Here is a 19755-nt window from a genome sequence, read left to right as displayed (position 1 = left end):
ACCGGGCGCGAGGGCGCACGACCGGGGCCGGCGGCACGGCGCGCCCCGCCCCGCGGACCGGTCCGGGGGGTGCCGGACGGTCCCCTCAGGGTGCGGTGCGGTAGAACTCGGCCGCGGTGAAGGCGGCCGGCACGCCGAGCTCGGCGGCGACCGCGGTGATCGCCGCGTCGCCGATCGCCGGGTCGGCCCTGCCGTCGGTGGTGAAGTACGGCGCGATGAACGCGTCGTAGTGGGCTCGCACCTCCTCCTCGGTGTGTCCGCCGAGAAACGTCCGCATGTGCCGCACCGTGGTGCCGGGGTCCTCGTGGATCACGTTCAGGGCGCGCCGGTGCGCCCGCAGGACGGCCTGGACCGCAGGGTCCGCCGGGTCGGTGTACGTGGTGTCGACGGCCAGGCCCACGGTCGGGACCCGGAAGTGGTCGCCCACCCAGCCCGGCACGTGCCAGCCGTGCTCGGCCGCCACCGCCTCCGGTGCCATGGTGCTGCCGACCAGCGCGGCGTCGATCTCGCCGTTCCGCAGCCACCGCAGGTCCATGCCGTAGTCGCCCGGTGGGCGGACGACCGTCCGGACGTCACGGTCCGGATCGAGACCGGCACGGCGCAGCACGATCCGGGTGAAGCACCCGGGCGCGGTGTGCGGGGCGTGCACCGCCAGCCGCCGCCCGGCCAGGTCGGGGAGCGAGGCGAGGCCGCGCCGGGCGAGGAACCAGAACAGCGGGCGGTGGGTGTTCACGAGGAGCCCGACCCAGGGGGTGCCGTCGGTCAGCCGGGACAGCAGGGACCGGCCGAGTCCGATGGTGACGCCCCGGCGCAGTCGCTCGTCGTCCCAGTCGCAGCCGTCGTGCAGCGCGACGTGGACGCCCTCGTCGGCGTAGAACTCCTGCTGGTCGGCGATGTAGGCGGTCAGTTCCTCGTGCAGGCCCCGTCCGACGTAGGCCAGATCGATCGTGTACATGAAGGCGCTTTCCTGATCGTGTCACCGGTGCGGACCGTGACGGCCACGGACACCGCGGCGCCCGCTGCCCGGGTTCGGCGGGGCGTCAGTACATGGCCATGCCGCCGTTGACCGCCGCCGTGGTGCCGGTCATGAAGACGTTGTCCTCGTCGGCCAGGAAGGCGACCGCGCGGGCGACGTCGGCCGGGTGCGCCAGGCGGCCGAGGGGAGTGGCGGCCACCTGCCGCTGCCTCGTCGCGTCGTCGAGCACGTCGGCGGCGACACGGGTCTCCACCGGTCCGGGCGACACGACGTTGACCGTGATGCCCAGGGGGCCCAGCTCCTGGGCGAGGTACCGGGCGAACTGCTCCAGCGCCGCCTTCGACGTACCGAGCGCGATCATCCCCTCCCGGGGCCGGCGGCTGAGGTTGGTGCCCAGGTAGACGATGCGTCCCCAGCCCTGGGCGGTCATGGCCGGGAGCACGGCCTTGGTGACCGCGAACGCCGAACGCATCTCGGCGTCGAGCTTGCCCCCGAGCTCCTCCCACGTCATCTCCTGGAACGGCTTGACGGTGTACGGGATGAGCGCGTTGTGTACCAGCACGTCCACCCCGCCCCACGCGGCCCGTACCCGCCCGACCATGTCCTCGACGGCAGCCGGCTCGCGTACGTCGGCCCGCACGGCCATCGCCCGGCCGCCCGCGGCCTCGATGCCGGCCACGACCGCGTCGGCCGCCTCGGTGTTGCTGAGGTAGTTGACCACCACGCGCATGCCCCGCTCGGCCAGGACGCCCGCGGTGGCCGCGCCGATTCCACTGCCGGCCCCGGTCACCAGCGCGACCCGTGCGCCCTCACCGGTCATCGGGACACCTCCTCGCCGTCGTCACGGACGGCGGGCACGACCGCCACGGGCGGGGCGTCGCCGGTTCACGGTTCGGAATCCTGGATTTCGACTTCCGCATTGTCAAGGAGACGGGCCCGCCCCACCCGGCCTTCACCCGGATGGACATATGGTGAGTGTTTCCATGGGCGTCGGAGATTCCCGGGTCGCGCGGACAGGGAATTCACGCGGTATTGCCCGCCGGATTCCGTGAATTCCGTCGACGTACGTCACGCCGGTTTCCCCTGGAAAAGGCGCGGCAGGACCGAGTGGATCACCGCGAGGAGACCCGGGTGCCGGTGACCGATCGCCGAACTGGTCGTCGGCGGCGGGACGCGTGACGCGGGGACCTTCCCCCCCCCCCGCGCCGAACACCCCTGTCGAGGCACCCGGGGGCGGTCGCGTACGCCGGGACCCCGGGCGCCGACTCCGCAGCGGCCGTCCGGCAGGGCCCGCCTCGCCCGTCACCGGATCGTGCGATGCCCGGTACGCGGTCCGGACCGCCGGCGACCGGGCCGGCAGACGCCGTTCCGGCGGGGCAGCCGGGTGAACTCCGGCGTGCGGGACGGGTTTTCCTCGCATGGTACGCACCGGGGCCGCGGGCCGCACGGCAGTGTTCCGATCGTGTCGGCGCACCTGTCCTCCCGCACCAGGATGGGGTCATGGCGTGGACGAGGCGGGACGAAGAGACTTCTTTCATCGGCCGGGCGGCGGAGCTCGAACGGATCGGCGCGGCGCTGGGCGAGAGCCGGCTGGTGACGCTCAGCGGCCCCGGCGGGGTGGGCAAGACCCGCCTCGCCCGGCGGGCCGTGTCCTCGGGGAAGCCGGTCGAGGAGGGCGCCGCCTGGGCGGACCTGGCTTCCCTGCGTGACGGGACGCTGCTGGCGGCCGTGGTGGCGGAGGCGCTGGGACTGTCCGACCACACCTCCCGGCCGCCGGCGGACGCGATCTGCGCCTGGGTCGGGGACCGCAGGACGCTGCTGGTCCTCGACTCCTGCGAGCACCTGCCGGCCGAGTGCCGTGACCTGGTCGGTGACCTGCTGACGGTCTGCCCGAACCTGCGGGTCCTGGCCACCAGCAGGGAGCCGCTGCGGGTCCGGGCCGAGACGGTCGTCGGGATCGAACCCCTCGGCTCCGTGACGGAGGCGGTCGCCCTGTTCGCCGACCGTGCCGCGGCGGTGGGCCGGCCGCTCGTGGACGACAGTGACCGGCAGCTGGCCGCGGGTCTCTGCGATCAGCTGGAACGACTGCCACTGGCGCTGGAGCTCGCGGCCGCGCAGTTGCGGAGCATGTCGCTGACGGACCTGTGCGCCGGTCCGTACGCGGCGGTGGACCTGCCCCCGGAGGCGCGGGACCTGCGGCCGGGCGGGGTGCGCACCCGGCCGGTCCGGCACGCGGCGCTGCGCACCACCATCGGCTGGAGCCACGAGCTGTGCACCCCGCTGGAACGGCTGCTGTGGGCGAGGCTGTCCTATCTGCCCGCCTCCTTCGACGCCGAGACCGCGCGCCGGCTGGCCGGCGGCGGCCCGCTCGCGGCGAACCGGGTCGGACGGACCCTGGCGGCGTTGTGCGAGAAGTCGGTGGTCGTCCGCGGGGACGGAACGTACCGGATGCTGGACGCCGTGCGTGAGTACGGCCGGATGTGGCTGTCCGAGCTCGGCGCCGAGCCGGAACTGGCCCGCCGGCACGCCGCTCACGTCCTCGCCCGGACCCGGCAGGCCCACCACGAGTGGTTCGGGCCGAACCAGCGGAGCTGGTACCGGCGGATCGGGTTCCTCCACGCGGACATCAGGCTGGCGGCCGACCATCTCCTGGCGACGGACCCGGCGGCCGCGCTGGAGCTGATCGGGAACGTCACCTTCTTCTGGGTCTGCTCCGGCTACCTGTACGAGGCCCGCCGGTACCTGGAGCGGGCGATCGTGCCGGCCGCGGCGGCCCGGAGCGGGACATGGGCCCGGGGACTGTGGAGTCTGGGTCTGACCCTGACCCTGCAGGGCGAGCAGCGAGCGGCCCACGAGACGGCCCTCCGGTGCCGGAACGCCGCCACCGACGCCGGGGACGGCGAGGAGCTGGCGCGGGCCGCCTACCTGGACGGTCTGCTGCACCTGCTGGAGGGACGCCCGCTCGCCGCGGCGACCGGCGTCGAGACGACGGGAACCGGCGCCGAGACGTCGGAAACCGCCCAGGACCCGACCGGCGCGGAGGGACTGAGCGCGCCCGCAGCGCTCTGCCGCCTGGTGCACGTCTTCGGGCTCACCGGCTCCGGCCGGCTGGACCAGGCCCGCCGGGAGGCGCTCGAACTCCGGGACGCCTGCGCGGCGTTGGACGAGCACTGGACGCGTTCCTACGCCGAACACCAACTGGCCCTCATCGCCTTCCTGGAGAGGCGGGCGCACGACGCGGTACGCCACGCGCGGGCCGCCCTCGACGCCAAGCGGCACATCGGGGACGCCTTCGGCATCGCCATGGTCATGGACCTCCTCGCCATCGCCCTGGCGGACGCGGGGGAGGAGGGCGCGGCCGCCTACGGCTTCGGCGCGGCGGCGCGCTTCTGGCAGACGGTGGGTCATCCGCAGCGCGGCACACCGGAGATGGCGTCGCTGCGGGACGAGTGCGAGGACAGGCTCGTACGCTCCATGGGGAGGGCGCGGTACGAGCGGACGTTCCGGCAGGCCGCAACGGGCGACACGCACGCACTGGTGACCTGGGGAGCGGGCGGCGGACCCGTGCCGGAGAAGTGAACGGCCGCCGTCACGGGAACACGACCGCCCCATTGTGTTGAACCTTGTGTACCCCTAGTGTTCGGCTTTGCCTGAGTCTGTTCGATGGTGAGTGCTCGGGCGGATGGAGGCCGCAGTGCGGGGCAGTGGGATCCGTTCAGAGGTCGTGAGACCCGCTCGCCGCCGGTGGTGGCGGGCGCTCCTCGCGGCGGTCGCGACCATCGCCCTGGCGGTGGGCATGACCGGGCCCGCCGCCGCGGCCCGGGACGCGGGCGGTCCCCCGTCCGCCGCCGCACCGGCCGCCGGTCCGCAGCCGCACACGGTGACGCTCGACGGCTACTCGTTCCTCGTGGACGGCAGGCGCACCTACCTGTGGTCCGGCGAGTTCCACTACTTCCGGCTGCCGAGCCCGGACCTGTGGCGCGACATCTTCCAGAAGATGAAGGCGGCCGGCTTCAACTCCACCTCCCTGTACTTCGACTGGGGATACCACTCGCCGAAGCCGGGCGTGTACGACTTCACCGGGGTGCGGGACGTCGACCGGCTCCTCGACATGGCCCAGGAGGCCGGCCTCTACGTCATCGCCCGCCCGGCGCCGTACATCAACGCCGAAGTGGACAGCGGCGGTCTGCCCGGCTGGCTGACCACGAAGGCCGGTAACAACCGCAGCGACGACCCGCGGTTCCTCGCGTACGCCGACGAGTGGCTGACGCAGATCGACGGGATCATCGCCCGCCACCAACTGACCAACGGCACCGGGCCGGTCATCGCCTACCAGGTCGAGAACGAGTACTACAACGGCTCCGCCGCGGGCCGTTCCTACATGCGGCACCTGGAGGACAAGGCCCGCGCCGACGGCATCACCGTCCCGCTGACCGGCAACAACAACGGCACCTTCAACTCCGGCACCGGCGCTCTGGACGTGGACGGGCCGGACTCCTACCCCCAGGGCTTCGACTGCTCCAACCCCTCGAAGTGGAACGGCGTCCCCGACATCAGCTACGACCACCCGGCCGGAAGGCCGCTGTACTCACCGGAGTTCCAGGGCGGCGCCTTCGACCCCTGGGGCGGTCCCGGCTACGACAAGTGCGCCGAGCTGATCAACGACCGGTTCGCCGACGTGTTCTACAAGCAGAACATCGCCGTCGGCGCCACCGCCCAGAGCTTCTACATGACCTACGGCGGCACCAACTGGGGCTGGCTCGGCATGCCCGAGAACTACACGTCGTACGACTACGGGGCGGCGATCCGCGAGACCCGCGAGCTCGATCCGAAGTACTACGAGGACAAGCTGATCGGGTACTTCACGCAGTCCGTCGCCGCGCTGACCAAGACCGAGGCGATCAGGGCCACCCCGCCCGACGACTCCGCGGTCGTGGACACCGCACGGATGAACCCCGACACGAAGACGCAGTTCCACGTCCTGCGGCACGGCGACTCCACCTCCACGGCGGTCGACAGGACCCACATCTCGCTGGATCTCAACGCCCAGCCGGCCGGGGACACCACCTACACCTGGGACGACCCCGACTCCGCGCTCCAGTACGGTGGTTCGTGGTCGCACGTGGCCGACACCAGCTACACCGGCGGCGACTACAAGCACACCGAGTCGTTCTCCGACAAGGCCGGTGACTCGCTCACCGTCCCGTTCGACGGCACCGCGATCCGCTGGATCGGCTCGAAGACCGGCAACCACGGCTACGCCGACGTCTACCTAGACGGCACCAAGGTCGCGACGGTCGACGACTCCGGTGGCCAGTACCAGGCCGTGCTCTTCCAGAAGACCGGCCTCGCGCCGGGTGCGCACACCCTGAGGATCGTGGTCGACGGGACGCACAGCTCGGGGTCGACGGACAACTACGTGGCCGTCGACGCCATCGACGTACCGACGGGCGACACCGCCACCGAGCCGACCTATCCGGTCGTGCCCCAGCAGCCCGGCACCGCGATCACCCTCGACGGCCGCGACTCGCACGTGATCGTCGCGAACTACCGGCTCGGTGACGCGCAGTTGCAGTACTCGACGTCGGAGATCATGACCAGTGCGACGATCGGCGACCGGGACGTCGCCGTGCTCTACGGCGACCAGGGCAGCGACGGCGAGACCGTCCTGCGCTACGCCACCGAGCCCACCGTCACCGCCACCGGCGGCACGGTCACCACCACCTGGGACGCCGCCACCGGCGACCTGCGCCTCGACTACCCGCACAAGGGCCTGATCCGCATCAGCGTCAGCGCCGACGGCAAGCGCCCGCTCCTGCTGCTGGCCGGCGACAAGGCCACCGCCGAGACCTTCTGGCGCCAGGACACGGCGACCGGCCCGGTGCTCGTGCGCGGCACCCACCTGCTGCGCACGGCGACCAGCCTGGACGACGGCCGCACCGTGGCCCTCACCGGCGACAACGCCGACGACGAGAACATCGAGGTGTTCACCGCCGCGGACCGGGTCACCTGGAACGGCAGGACGGTGCGCGACCGGACCACCGGCACGGCGAGCCGCACCGGGACCATCCCGACGGCCGACCCGGTCCGCCTGCCGGAACTGACGAACTGGAAGCACGCCGAGGAGGCGCCCGAAGCGGCCCCCGGCTTCGACGACACCGGCTGGCAGGTGGCCGACAAGGCGACCACCGACAGCGTCTCCGGCAGCGACGCGCAACCGGTGCTCTACGCGGACGACTACGGCTTCCACACCGGCAACACCTGGTACCGCGGCCGCTTCCGCGCCACCGGCAAGGAGACCGGCGTCCACCTGGTCTCCGACTCCGGCGGCGGCGCGCAGGCCTTCTCCGCCTGGCTCAACGGCACCTTCCTGGGCAGCTCCACCACCGGTGGCGCCGACTTCACCTTCCCGCCCGGCGCGGTGAGGTCCACGGGCGACAACGTCATCTCCGTCCTCACCGTGAACATGGGGCACGAGGAGGACTACAATTCCACCAACGGCAACAAGACCGCCCGCGGCCTGACCGGCGCCTCCCTCACCGGAGCGCCGCTGGCCTCCGTCACCTGGCGGGTGCAGGGTGTACGCGGTGGCGAGGACCTCCAGGACACCGTGCGCGGCCCGCTCTCCACGGGCGGCCTGTACGGCGAGCGGGCCGGCTGGTCCCTGCCCGGCTACCCGGACCGGAGCTGGGACCAGGTGTCCCTGCCGACGACCGACACCCGTCCCGGCGTCTCCTGGTACCGCACCGACGCCGACCTCGACCTGCCGCACGGCCAGGACACCTCGATCGGGCTGACGTTCACCGACGACCCGTCCCGCAGGTACCGTGCCACGATCTTCGTGAACGGCTGGCAGGTGGGCAACTACGTCAACTACCTCGGCCCGCAGCACACCTTCCCCGTGCCCGACGGCATCCTCAACCCCAACGGCCACAACAGCATCGCCATCGCCGTCTGGAACCTGGACGGCAGCACCGGCGGCCTCGGCAGGGTCTCCCTCACCGACTACGGCAGCTACGCCTCGTCCCTGCGTGTCGCGCAGAACGACAGTCCCCGCTACGACGCCGGGAAGTACGCGGTGCCGCAGCGCCCGGGTGCGGACGTCGCCCTGGACGTGCCGGACACCGCGCAGTCCGCCCGGGCCTTCACGGCCGAGACGACGGTACGGGTGCCGGAGGACCGGCCGACCGCCTCCCGCCTGAGGGCCTCGCTCTCCGCCCCCGACGGCTGGACCGTGACCGCCACGGGCCCGGGCTCGGTCGAGCGGGTACGGCCGGGCGGATCGGCCACCTTCACCTGGAGGGTGGAGCCGCCGGACGGGACCCTCCCCTCCGCCTCCCCGCTCACCGCCACCGTGGACTACGCGCAGGGCGGACGGCAGGCCACCGGCGGTGACGAGCGGATCGTCCGCGGGATCCCGTCGGCCCCGCCGGCCGGGCGGAGCGCGGTCAGCGACCTGCCGTTCCTGTCGGCCACCAACGGATGGGGCCCGGTGGAGCGCGACACCAGCGTCGGCGAACAGGCGGCCGGGGACGGCCGTCCGATCACCGTCGCCGGAGTCCGGCACGCCAAGGGCCTGGGGACCAACTCCGTCAGTGACGTGCAGCTCTACCTCGCCGGACAGTGCTCACGGCTGACCGCGGCCGTGGGGGTCGACGACGAGACGGGCGGTGCGGGCACGGTCACCTTCTCGGTGATCGCCGACGGCAGGACCCTGGTCACCACGCCGACCGTCCGCGGCGGGCAGGCCGCCGTGCCGATCGACGTCGACGTCAGCGGCGCCCAGGTGATCGACCTGCGGGTCGGCGACGCGGGCGACGGCAACGGCAACGACCACGGGGACTGGGGGACACCCGCGCTGACGTGCGGGTAGTCCGCCGGCGTCACCCGGCCTCGGCGAGCCGAACCGCGTCCGGACAGCGGTCCGCCGGCCGTATCCGCAGGGCCTGCCGGTGATGAGTACGGTCTTCGTGACGGGTCCTCGCGCGGGCACGATCCTCCACAGACCCGCGCTGAACCTAGGGCAGGACGCCCGCCGGGGACCGGGTGCCGTCGCGCAGCCGGGCGGCGTCCCGGCTCGGGGGCGCGCCGAACTGGCGGCGGTACTCCCGGCTGAACTGCGAGGCGTTGTCGTAGCCGACGCGCTGACCGACACCGGTCACGTCGCCGGGACGGGTGGCCAGCAGCAGCCGGGCCTCCTGGAGCCGGATCTGCTTCTGGAACTGGATCGGGCTCATCGCCGTCACCGCCTGGAAGTTGCGGTAGAAGGCGGAGACGCTCATGCCGGACATGCGGGCCACCTCCTCCACGCGGAAGGACTGCGCGTAGTGCTCGCGGATCCAGCGCACGGCCCGTGAGACATGGCTCAGACCGCTGTCCGCCAGGCCGAGTTCGCGTACCGTCGCGCCCTGCTCACCGGTGATCAGACGCCACAGGATCTCGCGTTTGACCAGCGGCGCGAGCACGGCCCGGTCCCGGGGCTCGTCCAGCAGCCGCAGCAGCCGGACCACGGCGTCGAGCAGCGCGGCCGGCGCGTCGCTGACCGCGATCCCGGACGGAACCCCGCCGCCGGCCCGGGGGAGATCGCCGGGGCCGGCCTGCAGCAGGAGTTCGGCGACGGCGGACGGCTCCAGGGTGAGACCGAACCCGAGTGCCGGGTGCTCGGGACCGGCCTGGGTGAACTGCCCGGTGACGGGCAGGTCGACGGAGGCCACCAGGTACTGGCCGGCGCCGTACTCGTAGACCCGTTCGCCCAGGGCGAGGCGTTTGGCGCCCTGGGCGATGACCGCCAGCACCGTGCCGGACATGGCGGGCGCCGGGGGGTCCGGCCGGTCCACCTTCGAGACGAGGACACCGTCGATGGCGGTGGTCCAGTCGGGCCGGGCGTGCCGCTCCAGCAGGCTGCGGAACTCTTCGAGGGGCATGAGCCCATTTCAGCACCTCGCTCTCGGTCCGTTCCCGGGATCGCGAGGATCGTGCAACCACCCGCGACCATCGTTCAAACGTCTCCGCAGGTCAGGGCTCTTCGGTGGAACCGTCGCACTCCACCACCGAGAAGAGGGAACCGTGATCGCCGCCTGCGGCTCCGACGCCGCCCCGACCGCGGCCCCCGGTCCGGGCGACCAGGCCGGCGATCGGGGGTGACGGACCGGGCGGCCGGTGACACGATGCGAGAGGCGAGAAAGGTGGCAGCCGTGGTGCCGGACGTCCGTGCCTCACTGGGCGCGATGCTCTTCCGCCGGGTGGCGGGCCCCGAGGGACCGGCCACCCGTGCCCGCATCCACGGCACACCGGGCCCGCGCTGGTTCGTGCCCGGCAGCCCGATCCGCACCGTCCACGCGGACGCCGCCATGTTCGTCGGCGGCCTCGGCGCCCTTCTGCTGCAGTCCCTGCACCCCCTCGCCATGGCCGCGGTCGCCGCACACTCCGGATTCCGCGGCGACCCGTGGGGACGGCTCCAGCGCACCAGCGCCTTCCTGGCGGTCACCACCTACGGAACCGCGGACGACGCCCAGGCGGCCGTGACCGCGGTGCGCGGCATCCACGAGAAGGTGCGCGGGACGACACCGGACGGCGAGGCGTACCACGCCGCCGACCCGCACCTGCTCGGATGGGTGCACGCGGCCGAGACGGAGTGCTTCCTGCGCGCCCACGAGCGCTACGGCTCCGCCCCGCTGGACCCCGGTGGCTACGACGCCTACGTCGCCGACACCGCCCGGGTCGCCGAGGCGCTCGGGGTGGTCGACCCGCCGCGCGACCGCCGGCAGCTGTCCGCCCGGCTGGCCGGCTACCGGCCCGAGCTGAGGGCCACGCCCGAGGCCCGGTCCGCCGCCCGCTTCCTGCTCCTTGACCCCCCGCTGCCGCTGCCCGTCCGTCCCCTGTACGGCATCCTGGCGGCCAACGCCGTGACCCTGCTGCCCTCGTGGGCCCGTTCCCTGCTGCGGCTGCCCCGCCTCGCGGTCGTCGAGGACGTCACGGTGCGCCCGGCCGGCCGGCTGCTCACCCGCACGATCCGCTGGGCCATGAACACACCCGACGTGGCGTAACGGCTGCCCCGGAAAAGCGGAAACCTGCCGCGCCCCGAAGGGCACGGCAGGTCGGGTGGCCGCTTCGTGTCCTACGAGAGGGACAGTCCGCGGGTCCGCGCCCACTCCGTCGCGGGTGACCAGAGCCCGGCACCACCGGCGGAGCCGGGGCCGCCGTCCGACGTGCCGGAGCCCGCCCAGCCGCCGGGTGCCGCGACGGCACCGCCGACCCGGACCGGCCGGTCGTCGCGGTCCGTGCGCTGGATCCCCACCGTGTAGGTCCGGGTGACCGAACCGTTGGCCGAGGTCACCTTGATGGTGCGGGTGGTGAACAGCGACCCTCTCGGGGAGAGGACCGGGCTGCCCTCGGTGACCTTAACCCGCGCGCCGGACTGGGCCGGTACGGCGGAGACGGCCGGGATCCCGCGGCTCTTCGGCCAGTCGACGACGTAGGTCGACACGTCCGGGTCGAACCCGTCGATCGCGACGCCTCCCACCTTGATCGCCGTGGCGTCGGCGACACTCGCCTTCGTGGCGTCGGAGTAGTTCTTCACCGTGACCGACCCGTCGGCGTTGACGACGACCTTCGCCGCCATCGCGGCCGCCAGGTTGATCCGCTGCCAGCCGGCCCCGCCGTCCGCGGTGAGGTCGAGCGGGTAGCCCGAGTCCGTCGCGGTCTGCTCCAGGACCTGGGTGCGCTGCGCGGTGGTGAGGTCCGGGAACGCGGTGATCAGCAGGGCCGCCGCGTCGGCCGGCGTCCTCAGCGCCTGCCCGCCCTCGCCGACCTGGGAGAACCCGTAGGTAAGGCGCTGGGTGTACAGGTCGACGTCCTGCGTCGTGCTCAGGCCGTCGTAGGGGTCGCCCGCGCAGGCCGCGAGCGTGTCGCCGTACCCTTGCGCCTCGCACTGCGCGAGCAGCACGTTCTCGATCTCGGTGTGGGCCTGCATCAGCAGGTCCTGGAACTCGGGGTCGGCCCACCGGTGCGCCACGGTGGCCTGTCCGGTGATGCGGCCGCCCATCACGTCGAGCGGGTAGTGGAACCCGAGGACGACGCGGTTGTCGCCGTACTCCGAGGTGCGGGCGAGGATCGAAGGCGCCAGCTCCGGCAGCAGCGTGGCGAGGACGGTCCCCGCCTCGTAGCCGCCGTAGGTGTGGCCGCTCGGGTACGAGCCGCTGGTGGTGAGGCTGCCGTAGGAGCCGTCCTGCGACTCGTAGACGTCACCGCCGTCGCCGACGAACCCGAGGCGCACGTAGGGGCGCTGGTAGCCGTAGTGGTTCTTCGCCGCGTCGACCTTGTCGAGGCCCTGCGTGACACGGCCGAACAGCGCGCTGGTCTTGGGCAGTCGGCCGCCGCCGAGGGCGGCGCTGTAGATCTGGCCGAGGCGAGAGCCGAGACCGTCTGCCATCGTGACGGTGGAGCTGTTGGTCGCGTCGACCTCGGCCCGGTCCACCTGCTTCTGGGTCGCCGCGTTGTTGATGCGTACGGCGATCCTGTCGTTCTCGGCGGTGAGCGCGGTGCCCGCGGGCACCTTGGTGTTGGCGGCGAGGATGCCGGTGCCGAGGTCGCCGACGCCGTTGAGCAGGCCGTAGAAGTAGTCGGTCCCGTCGCCGGTGCCCGGCCAGGTGTCGGAGGAGTAGTCCGCCTTCAGCGTCGCGTCCGGGAAGGGCGAGGGCTGGTAGGAGGGGTCGGCGGCGGCCGTGGCCGGGTCCGCCGTGGCCGGGTCGTCGGAGGTGCCGGCCAGGGTGACCGCGGTGACGGTGGCCGTGTGCGCCTTGGCGCGGCCCGTGGTGGTGAGCAGCGCGGTGTGCGCGCCGGCGGGCAGGTGCGCGGTGGTTCCGTCGTTCAGGGCCACCGTGTAGCCGATGACCGGGAATCCGCCGTCACCGGCCGGCCGCCAGGTCACGCGGACCTGCCTGCCGTCGGTGATCACACCGGTCACGTTCGGCTTCTGCGGCTTGCCGCCGCCGGTCACCACGGGAGCCGTCCAGGCGCTCGGGCGAGAGGCGCCGAACTTGTTCACCGCCTGGACCCGCGCGGTGTACGACCGGCCGGCCCGCAGCCAGCTGAACGTGGTGCTGTGGGTGTCCGGGTCGTCGATCCTGATCCGGTGGCCGTCGCTGAGCGCGATCCGGTAGCCGGTGACAGCGGAGCCGCCGTCGTCGCCGGGGGCGGACCAGGCGACCGTCACGCTGGTGCCGGACGAGGTCGCCGACACCGCGTCGGGCGCGGCCGGCGCCGTCCTGGGCCTGGTGGTCAGCCGGGACATGGCGTGGTTGAGGGCGTCGTACCGTGCGGTGAGCGCGCCGTCCGTGGCCGTGTCGTCCGCGAGGGTGGTCCTCGCCGCGGCGAGCGCCCCGGTGAACGCCTGCCAGGAGGCGTCCGTGTAGCGGTCGTCGTCGAGGGCCGACGCGGTGGTGACCAGGTCCTCCAGGGTCAGTCTTGGCAGCGGTACCAGCTGGCCGGCGGCCAGGGTGAGGCTGCGGGTCTGCGTGTCGACCTCCGTCTGCGTCGCGTCGTCCGCGTCCACGAGGGCGCGGGCGGCGGCGAGTTCGCGCAGGTACACCCCGAAGTCGATCGCGTTGTAGCGGTCGGCGTCGGCGGCGAGCCCCGCGTACCGGTCGATGGCCTTGCGCAGGGCGGTCCGGTCCGTGACGGCGGGCGTGTCGACGTGGGCGAAGGTGATCCGGCCCAGGTTCGCCACGTACGGGTGCGAGGAGTCCGGGGTCGTGACCAGCCGCAGGTGGACACCGTGCTTGCCGGTGATCCCCTTGGGCAGCGTCAGGCTGGTCGTCCCGCCGGAGGACCACGCGGCCCCGGTGACCGGCAGCGGCACGGTCGCGTACGGCGTGCCGGGGTTGGCCGTGTCGAAGGAGTCCAGGTAGAGCTGGACGGCCGAACCGGTGCCGCAGCGGGCCGAGTTGTTGACGTAGGTGATCGTCATGGTGCTCTTCGGCGAGGTGCCGAAGTCGATGTCGCCGTAGTCGAGCCAGGCGCCGTTGTAGGTGCCGCCGAGGTCGGTCGCGGAACCCGCGCCGGTCCAGCCGACCGGCTCGCTCTTGAGCCCGCCGCCGCTGTTGGCGTGCCACGCGGTGGCGTCGAAGCCGACGGGCGCGTCGGCCTGCCGGGTCAGGGCCAGCGAGTAGACGTTGCCCACGTAGGGCTGGGAGGACGTCTGGGTGCCGGAGACGAAGTCCGCGTACACGTCCTGGACGCCGGCGAAGACGCTCGGGTCGAGCTGCGCGGACGCGGTGGCGACGGTTCCCCAGCCCGAACCCGTGTAGGCGAGCGGGATGTCGACCTTCTTCGCGCCGTCCTTCGAGCCGAGGTGCAGCTCGATGTGCGAGTCCGACGCCGCCCGCGACTGCGGCTTGTCGTAGCTGACGGTGACGGTGTCGGCGCCGGCCTTGAGGTCGGTGTCCTTCCACTCGGCCCAGGCGCCGTTCGTCACGTTCTCGAAGATGCCGTTGCCGAGGTTGAGCGGAAGCGAACCGCTGCCGGTCGTGGTGCTGTTGACCGCGGTCAGGGTGGCGAGTGTGGTCGTCGGGGACGTGGTGACGCCGTTCGGCGAGAACTGGTACCAGTCGAAGTTCGACACCCACTGCTGGCCGGACGGGGCGTGGAAGACGAACGTCGCGCTCTTGGCGGCGAGCAGGGCGTCCGGGTCGGTGACGGTCGCCTGCACGGTGGTGTAGTACTGCCAGCCACCGGTTCCGGGCAGTGCGACCGTCGCCACCACCGGGCCGTCCGCGGTGCCCGCGTGGATGTCCACACTGCTCGGTTTGGCGTCGGTCGCCTGCGAGTTGGCGTAGCGCACCGACACGCTTCGCGGGGCGACCCCGCCGAAGTCCAGCTTGCCGTAGCGTTCCCAGGCGCCCTCGGTGACGCCGCCGAGGTCGCCGTCCGAGTAGTACGCCTCCTTCACCAGGCTGGGGCCCTCCATCTGGTCGGCGGCCTCGGCCTGGAGGACGGCGTAGCCGCCCTCGTCGATGGTCAGCGCGTCGATGGCCGAGTGCAGCGCGTCGTCCGCGGCCATGATGGTGCCGGTCTCGGACGCGGGGTCGGCGACGACGGTCCGCGCGCGGTCGAGAGCGGACCGGAACACGGTCCACGATCCGTCGGAGTAGTCGCCGGCCCGGACCTGGGACGCCTGGTCGACGAGCGTGCTCAGGGTCTTGCGGTGCACCGCGGCGGCCGAGATGCGCAGCGGGTCGGTCGGGGAGATCCCGGTGCCGGTCACGGAAGAGGCCGCCACCTTGTGGGCGAAGGCCTCGTCGCGGAAGGTGACGCCGAAGCGGACGTCGGTCCGGGTGCTGCCCGACAGGGTGAGCGTCGCCTTGCGTGAGCCGCTGACCCGCAGGTCGGCGGTGACCCCGTCCGGCAGGCCGGTCACGCTCGCCGCGCCGGACCCGGTGAGGCTGGTGCCCTTGCGGGCCTCGAACGAGGCCCGGCCGGACAGCGTGAGCTCCACGCTGTCGTCGACCTTGCCGTCCGCCGAGGTGGCGACGGTGCCGGGGTCGGCCGAGACGACGGTGCCGTCCTTGCCGGTTCCGGCGCCGCCGTCACCCGTGTCGCCGCCGTCGGTGTTCAGCGAGTACGCGGGCTGGGTGCGGGCGCCCCACTGGGAGGGCTTGGAGCCCATGGTGAAGTCCAGGGTGCCGCCCGAGACGATCTGCGAGTAGTCCAGCCACGTGTTGTCGAACCGCTTGCCGTTCAGGGTCGCGCTCTGCACGTAGTAGTCGCTCGGCGAGACGCCGTCGGCCTTCACGGTGAACCTGGAGCCGTTGGCGTAGCTGATCGTGGTGGAGTCGAAGAACGGGCTGCCGATCTGGAACTGGCTGGAGCCGGCGGTGACCGGGAACAGGCCGAGCGCCGCGCCGACGAACATGGTCGACATGGTGCCTGCGTCGTTGTCCATGGTGGGCAGGAAGCCGTTCGGGGACAGCTTGTAGACCTGCGTCTTCACCGGCGGGGTGAACTGGCCGCCGGAGCTGGGCGCCTCGTTCGTGGAGCCGGTCGCGATGTAGCGGTTCCAGGTGGCGCCGGTGTAGATGGCGCGCACCCACTTCTGCGTCAGGCTCGGCTCGCCGACGTAGTTGAAGAGGTAGGGGGCCTGCAGGTCGATCTCGTTGGCGTTGGAGTGGAGCATGGTCGAGCCGTCGTCGGCGGTGGAGTCCTCGCCGAACATGTGCTCCACCGCGGCCCGGCCGGCCTTGTCGCCGCCCATGGCCTTGATCAGGCCGCCCATGTCGTAGGCGTCGTACCAGTGGTACTGCCACAGCGTGCCCTGGTAGAGGCCGGCCGCCTCGAACTTCTCGTAGTCGGCGCTCTGCCAGTCGCCGCCCGTGGCGCGCGGGGTGAGCAGACCGACCTCGGTGCCGTCGGCCGCCGTCCAGGCGCCGGACTTCACCAGGTTGTCGATGGCCATGGTGGACTGGGTGCGCAGCTTCTTCGCGTCGTCCTTCTTGCCGAGCGCGTCGGCGATGACGGACAGCGCCCACTGGTCGTAGCCGCGCTGCACGGTCGTGCCGGGGTCACCGGACACGTAGCCCTGGCGCAGCTGGGCGCCCGTGTAGTAGCCGGAGTACGCCAGCAGCGCCGGGTAGGCCTCGTCGAGCCGGTCGAAGTTCTTGAAGCCCTTCGACAGCGCGTCGGCCACCAGGACGGCCGAGCGCTCCCAGCGCACGGTCGGCACGGAGTGGGTGAGGCTGCCGAGGTTCTTGCCGGAGGCGCGCTGGTCGGCGAAGAGCTCGATCAGCGACTGGATCATGTCCCGGTAGGTGGCCGGGTCGATGTACGCCTCGACGGAGTACTTGCGGAAGTCGTCCCAGGTCGACCAGCCGTCGTAGTACGTGAAGCCGTTCGCCCGGTGCACCGCGCCGTCCGCGCCGCGGTAGGTCCCGCTGGTGCTGGTGGCGTTCACCGGCAGCGCGTACATGCGGTACAGGTGCGTGTAGAACTCCTTGGTCAGCGTCGACCCGGGGTCGGACTTCGCCGAGGAGCGCACGTCGACCGCGCCGAGCGCGCTGTTCCACTCCGCCTTGGTGCGGGCGCGTGCCTGGTCGAAGGTGAGCGCGCCGACCTCGTTGTGCTGGTCGGTCGCGGCCTGCTCGGCGCTGATCGGGGAGAGCGTGATGCGCAGTTCGACGTCGTCGCCGGCCGACTTGTCGAAGCCGAGGACGGCGCCGGTGTCGGTCCCGTCCTGGCTGGTGGCGTCGGTCAGCTTCCCGTCGTTGCCCCAGCTCTTGAGCGAGGTCACCGGGACGTTGGTGGTGGCGTCGTAGTACAGCTTGTACGAGGCGCCGTTGAACGACCCGGCGATGAGCCCGCTGATCGAGGTGGTGCCGTCGGCGAGGGTGGTCGCCTTCATCGTGGCGCGGGTGCGGCTGGTGAAGTTGTTGGCGAGGTCGAGGACGAGCTCGGGGCTGGATCCGGCCGGGAAGCGGTACCGCTGGAGCGACGTGCGCGTGGTCGCGGTCGTCTCGGCGTCGATGGTGCCGGGTCCCTGGGTCACCGAGGAGGCGGTTCCGGAGAGGGCGCCGAGGCCCGCCCGGTAGTAACCGGGCGTCGCGGTCTCGTCGTCGTGGCTGTACGTGTGGGAGTACGTGCTCGGAGCGGGCCGCTTGTCGTACTGCACCGAGGTCGGGACCACGAGCAGGTCCCCGCCGCCGCCGGAGCCGCCGACGCCGTCCAGGTTCGTCGAGGTGAACCCGGCGATGTGGGTCTCGTTGTGGTCGTACCCGGTGTGGTTGCGGTTCGGCGTGGTCAGCGGGTTGACCTTGGCCAGACCGTGCGGTGCCTGCGCGCCCGGCATGTCGTTGCCGTCGTCGCCCGCGGTCGACACGAAGGGGTCGACGAGCTTGGTGTAGTCCGTACCGGACGTGCCCGCGGACGTGCCCGGGCCGGGTGCGGCCACGGCCGTGCCCCCTCCCGCCAGCGCGGCGGCGCCGAGCGCGCCGGCGAGGAGTGCGGCGACGGTGGCGCGCCACGGCCTTCCTCGCCCGCGGGCGGTTCTCGGTGGGATCGAGCGGGGCACGAGGGCATCGGGTCTGACAGGCACGGAACCTCTCCAACGTCGCGATACACCGCACGGTCCGGCCCGTCGGGGGACAACGTTGTCAGCCCGTACGACCCCCGGATCGTGCGGACTCGGGGCGAGAAGGCAGTGGACGCACGGGTTCCCCCGCCGCGTGCACGGCCGCCGTCATAAGACACGGGTAAAACGTGCAATGGGCAAACAGTATTCGTACAGCAGGTGCGTGGACGGACCGTGCGAGAAGAGGGCGACCCCGGCCGACCGCACGTCAGACCGCCCTGGTCGGAGCCGATGTGACACGGCCGGCGGCCGCGTCGGGGCGGACGGCGGACCGTGGGAGGAGCCGGCCGACGCGGCCGCCGGGCGGCTCAGCCCCGCTGGTACTCCGCGACGGCGACCCTGCCCGACCGCAGGGACGAACGGCGTTCGGCGGGGCTGCCGAGGCTCTGCGCGAGCGTGTGGAGGTCGTCGTCCGAGACCACCCGCAGCCCGTGTTCCGCCAGCAGGCCGGCCATCCGCTCCGGGGTCCACAGGGACCGCCACGGCTCGCCCGACGTCATGGAACTCTTGAGCACGCGGGCCAGCAGCCGGCCCGCGGACGCCCGCGCCGACGGCGCCTGGTAGTTGAGGACGAGCGTGCTGCCCGGGGCCGACCTGGCGGCGAGCGCGGCGACGGTCGACCGGACCTCGTCGCGGGTGAGGTAGGGCACCACGCCCTCCCACAGCCAGGTGGTCGGAGCCGACGTGTCGTGACCGGCCCCGTCCAGTGCGGCGCCGAGGTCGTCGACGGCGAAGTCCACCGGCGTGAACCGTACCGAACGCGCGGCGTCCGGCAGTTCGGCGACGGCACGTAGCCGGTCCCGCTTGTCCTGCTGGGAGGCCGGATGGTCGACCTCCCACACATCCGTGCGGGCCAGCTCGGGCAGCCGCCACGCGCGGGTGTCCAGACCCGCGCCGAGGATGACGAGCTGTCCCACCGGCCGGGCGCGCAGGGCGTCGTCGATGGCGCACGTCCGCGGCACGACCACCTCGGCGCACGCCCGTACGCCCTCGAACGCGACCCGCGCCTGCCAGCCCTGGGGTACCGCGCCCGCCCGCACCTCGGCCACGGGCACCCGCTCCGCGTCGGTCAGCAGCCGCAGCGCCACCGGGTCCGTGAACCGGTCCGCGGCGATCCTGCCGTCCGCCGCCGCCCGTCCCTGGCAGACCAGTACCGCCGTCCGGCTCGCCGCGCGTCCGCTCTCGCTCATGGACCCGTATTCAACACCACGCCCCCCGCCCCACTCGGGCGAGCGGCGTCAGATGTTCCCGACGATCCTGCGGGGCGTGACGCGGACGACGACCCGTTGCGCGTCGTCGCCCGCCGCCGGGTTGAAGTCGCGGTAGTCCTTGCCGGTGTACTTGAGGGAAAGCCGGTCGATGAGCTCCTGGCCGCCCTCCGTGGTGACCACGGCCGTGCCGCGGACCTCGGCGTAGGTGTAGGGCGCGTTGGGCGGGTTGATCATGATGTTCACGCGGGGGTCTCGGAGCAGGTTCCGCTCCTTGCGGCGGCCGAGGGTCGTGGAGAACAGCAGGTCGTCGCCGTCGCGCTGGAGCCAGACGACGGACTGCTGGCAGTCGCCGTCGGGTTGTACGGTCGCCACGACCGCGAACACCGGCGTGCTGTCGACGAGCTGCTTGAGATCATCCGAGAACGTGTCGGACAAGGCGGGACGCCCCT

The 19755-nt window shown here is 72.5% G+C and carries 9 protein-coding genes; 3 read left to right on the top strand and 6 right to left on the bottom strand.

Going from position 1 to position 19755, the window contains the following annotated elements; translation table 11 throughout:
* Nucleotides 1-85: 85 nt before the first annotated feature.
* Nucleotides 86-955 carry an ABC transporter substrate-binding protein gene (locus ACFY3I_RS07185; protein ID WP_390859742.1) on the bottom strand — a complete coding sequence of 290 codons (870 nt, stop codon included), beginning with the start codon at nt 953-955 and terminating at the stop codon, nt 86-88.
* 85 nt (nt 956-1040) lie between these two features.
* The gene (locus ACFY3I_RS07180; protein ID WP_390859741.1) at nt 1041-1796 is read right to left on the bottom strand and encodes an SDR family NAD(P)-dependent oxidoreductase; all 756 of its coding nucleotides are present in this window, start codon (nt 1794-1796) and stop codon (nt 1041-1043) included.
* A gap of 680 nt (nt 1797-2476) precedes the next feature.
* Here ACFY3I_RS07180 and ACFY3I_RS07175 point away from each other — a divergent pair.
* Nucleotides 2477-4555, top strand: coding sequence for an ATP-binding protein (locus tag ACFY3I_RS07175; RefSeq protein ID WP_390859740.1), 2079 nt, complete (start codon nt 2477-2479; stop codon nt 4553-4555).
* Between the two features lie 217 nt (nt 4556-4772).
* Nucleotides 4773-8849, top strand: coding sequence for a beta-galactosidase (locus ACFY3I_RS07170; RefSeq protein WP_390860102.1), 4077 nt, complete (start codon nt 4773-4775; stop codon nt 8847-8849).
* Nucleotides 8850-8994: 145 nt separating this feature from the next.
* Here the strand turns inward: ACFY3I_RS07170 and ACFY3I_RS07165 are convergent, their stop codons facing one another.
* Nucleotides 8995-9900, bottom strand: coding sequence for an AraC family transcriptional regulator N-terminal domain-containing protein (locus ACFY3I_RS07165; protein ID WP_390859739.1), 906 nt, complete (start codon nt 9898-9900; stop codon nt 8995-8997).
* A 303-nt stretch (nt 9901-10203) separates the two neighbouring features.
* Between ACFY3I_RS07165 and ACFY3I_RS07160 the strand changes: the two genes are divergently transcribed.
* Nucleotides 10204-11022 carry an oxygenase MpaB family protein gene (locus ACFY3I_RS07160; protein ID WP_390860101.1) on the top strand — a complete coding sequence of 273 codons (819 nt, stop codon included), beginning with the start codon at nt 10204-10206 and terminating at the stop codon, nt 11020-11022.
* A gap of 71 nt (nt 11023-11093) precedes the next feature.
* Here ACFY3I_RS07160 and ACFY3I_RS07155 read toward each other — a convergent pair whose 3' ends face one another.
* The 3 genes from ACFY3I_RS07155 to ACFY3I_RS07145 form a co-directional block, all read right to left on the bottom strand.
* Nucleotides 11094-18059: a glycoside hydrolase domain-containing protein gene (locus ACFY3I_RS07155; protein WP_390859738.1), complete on the bottom strand. Its 6966-nt coding sequence runs from the start codon at nt 18057-18059 to the stop codon at nt 11094-11096.
* 344 nt (nt 18060-18403) lie between these two features.
* On the bottom strand, nt 18404-19285 hold the full coding sequence (locus tag ACFY3I_RS07150; protein ID WP_390859737.1) for a class I SAM-dependent methyltransferase: 882 nt from the start codon (nt 19283-19285) through the stop codon (nt 18404-18406).
* 48 nt (nt 19286-19333) lie between these two features.
* A complete protein-coding gene (locus tag ACFY3I_RS07145; protein ID WP_390859735.1) occupies nt 19334-19741 on the bottom strand; it encodes a PPOX class F420-dependent oxidoreductase in 408 nt (135 codons plus the stop codon).
* Nucleotides 19742-19755: the final 14 nt, after the last annotated feature.

Source organism: Streptomyces sp. NPDC001068 (genome assembly GCF_042897315.1).
In the GTDB taxonomy this organism is placed as follows: Bacteria; Actinomycetota; Actinomycetes; order Streptomycetales; family Streptomycetaceae; genus Streptomyces.
The sequence above is the reverse complement of the archived record's forward strand: the minus strand, read 5'-3'. Positions and strand labels throughout refer to the sequence as shown.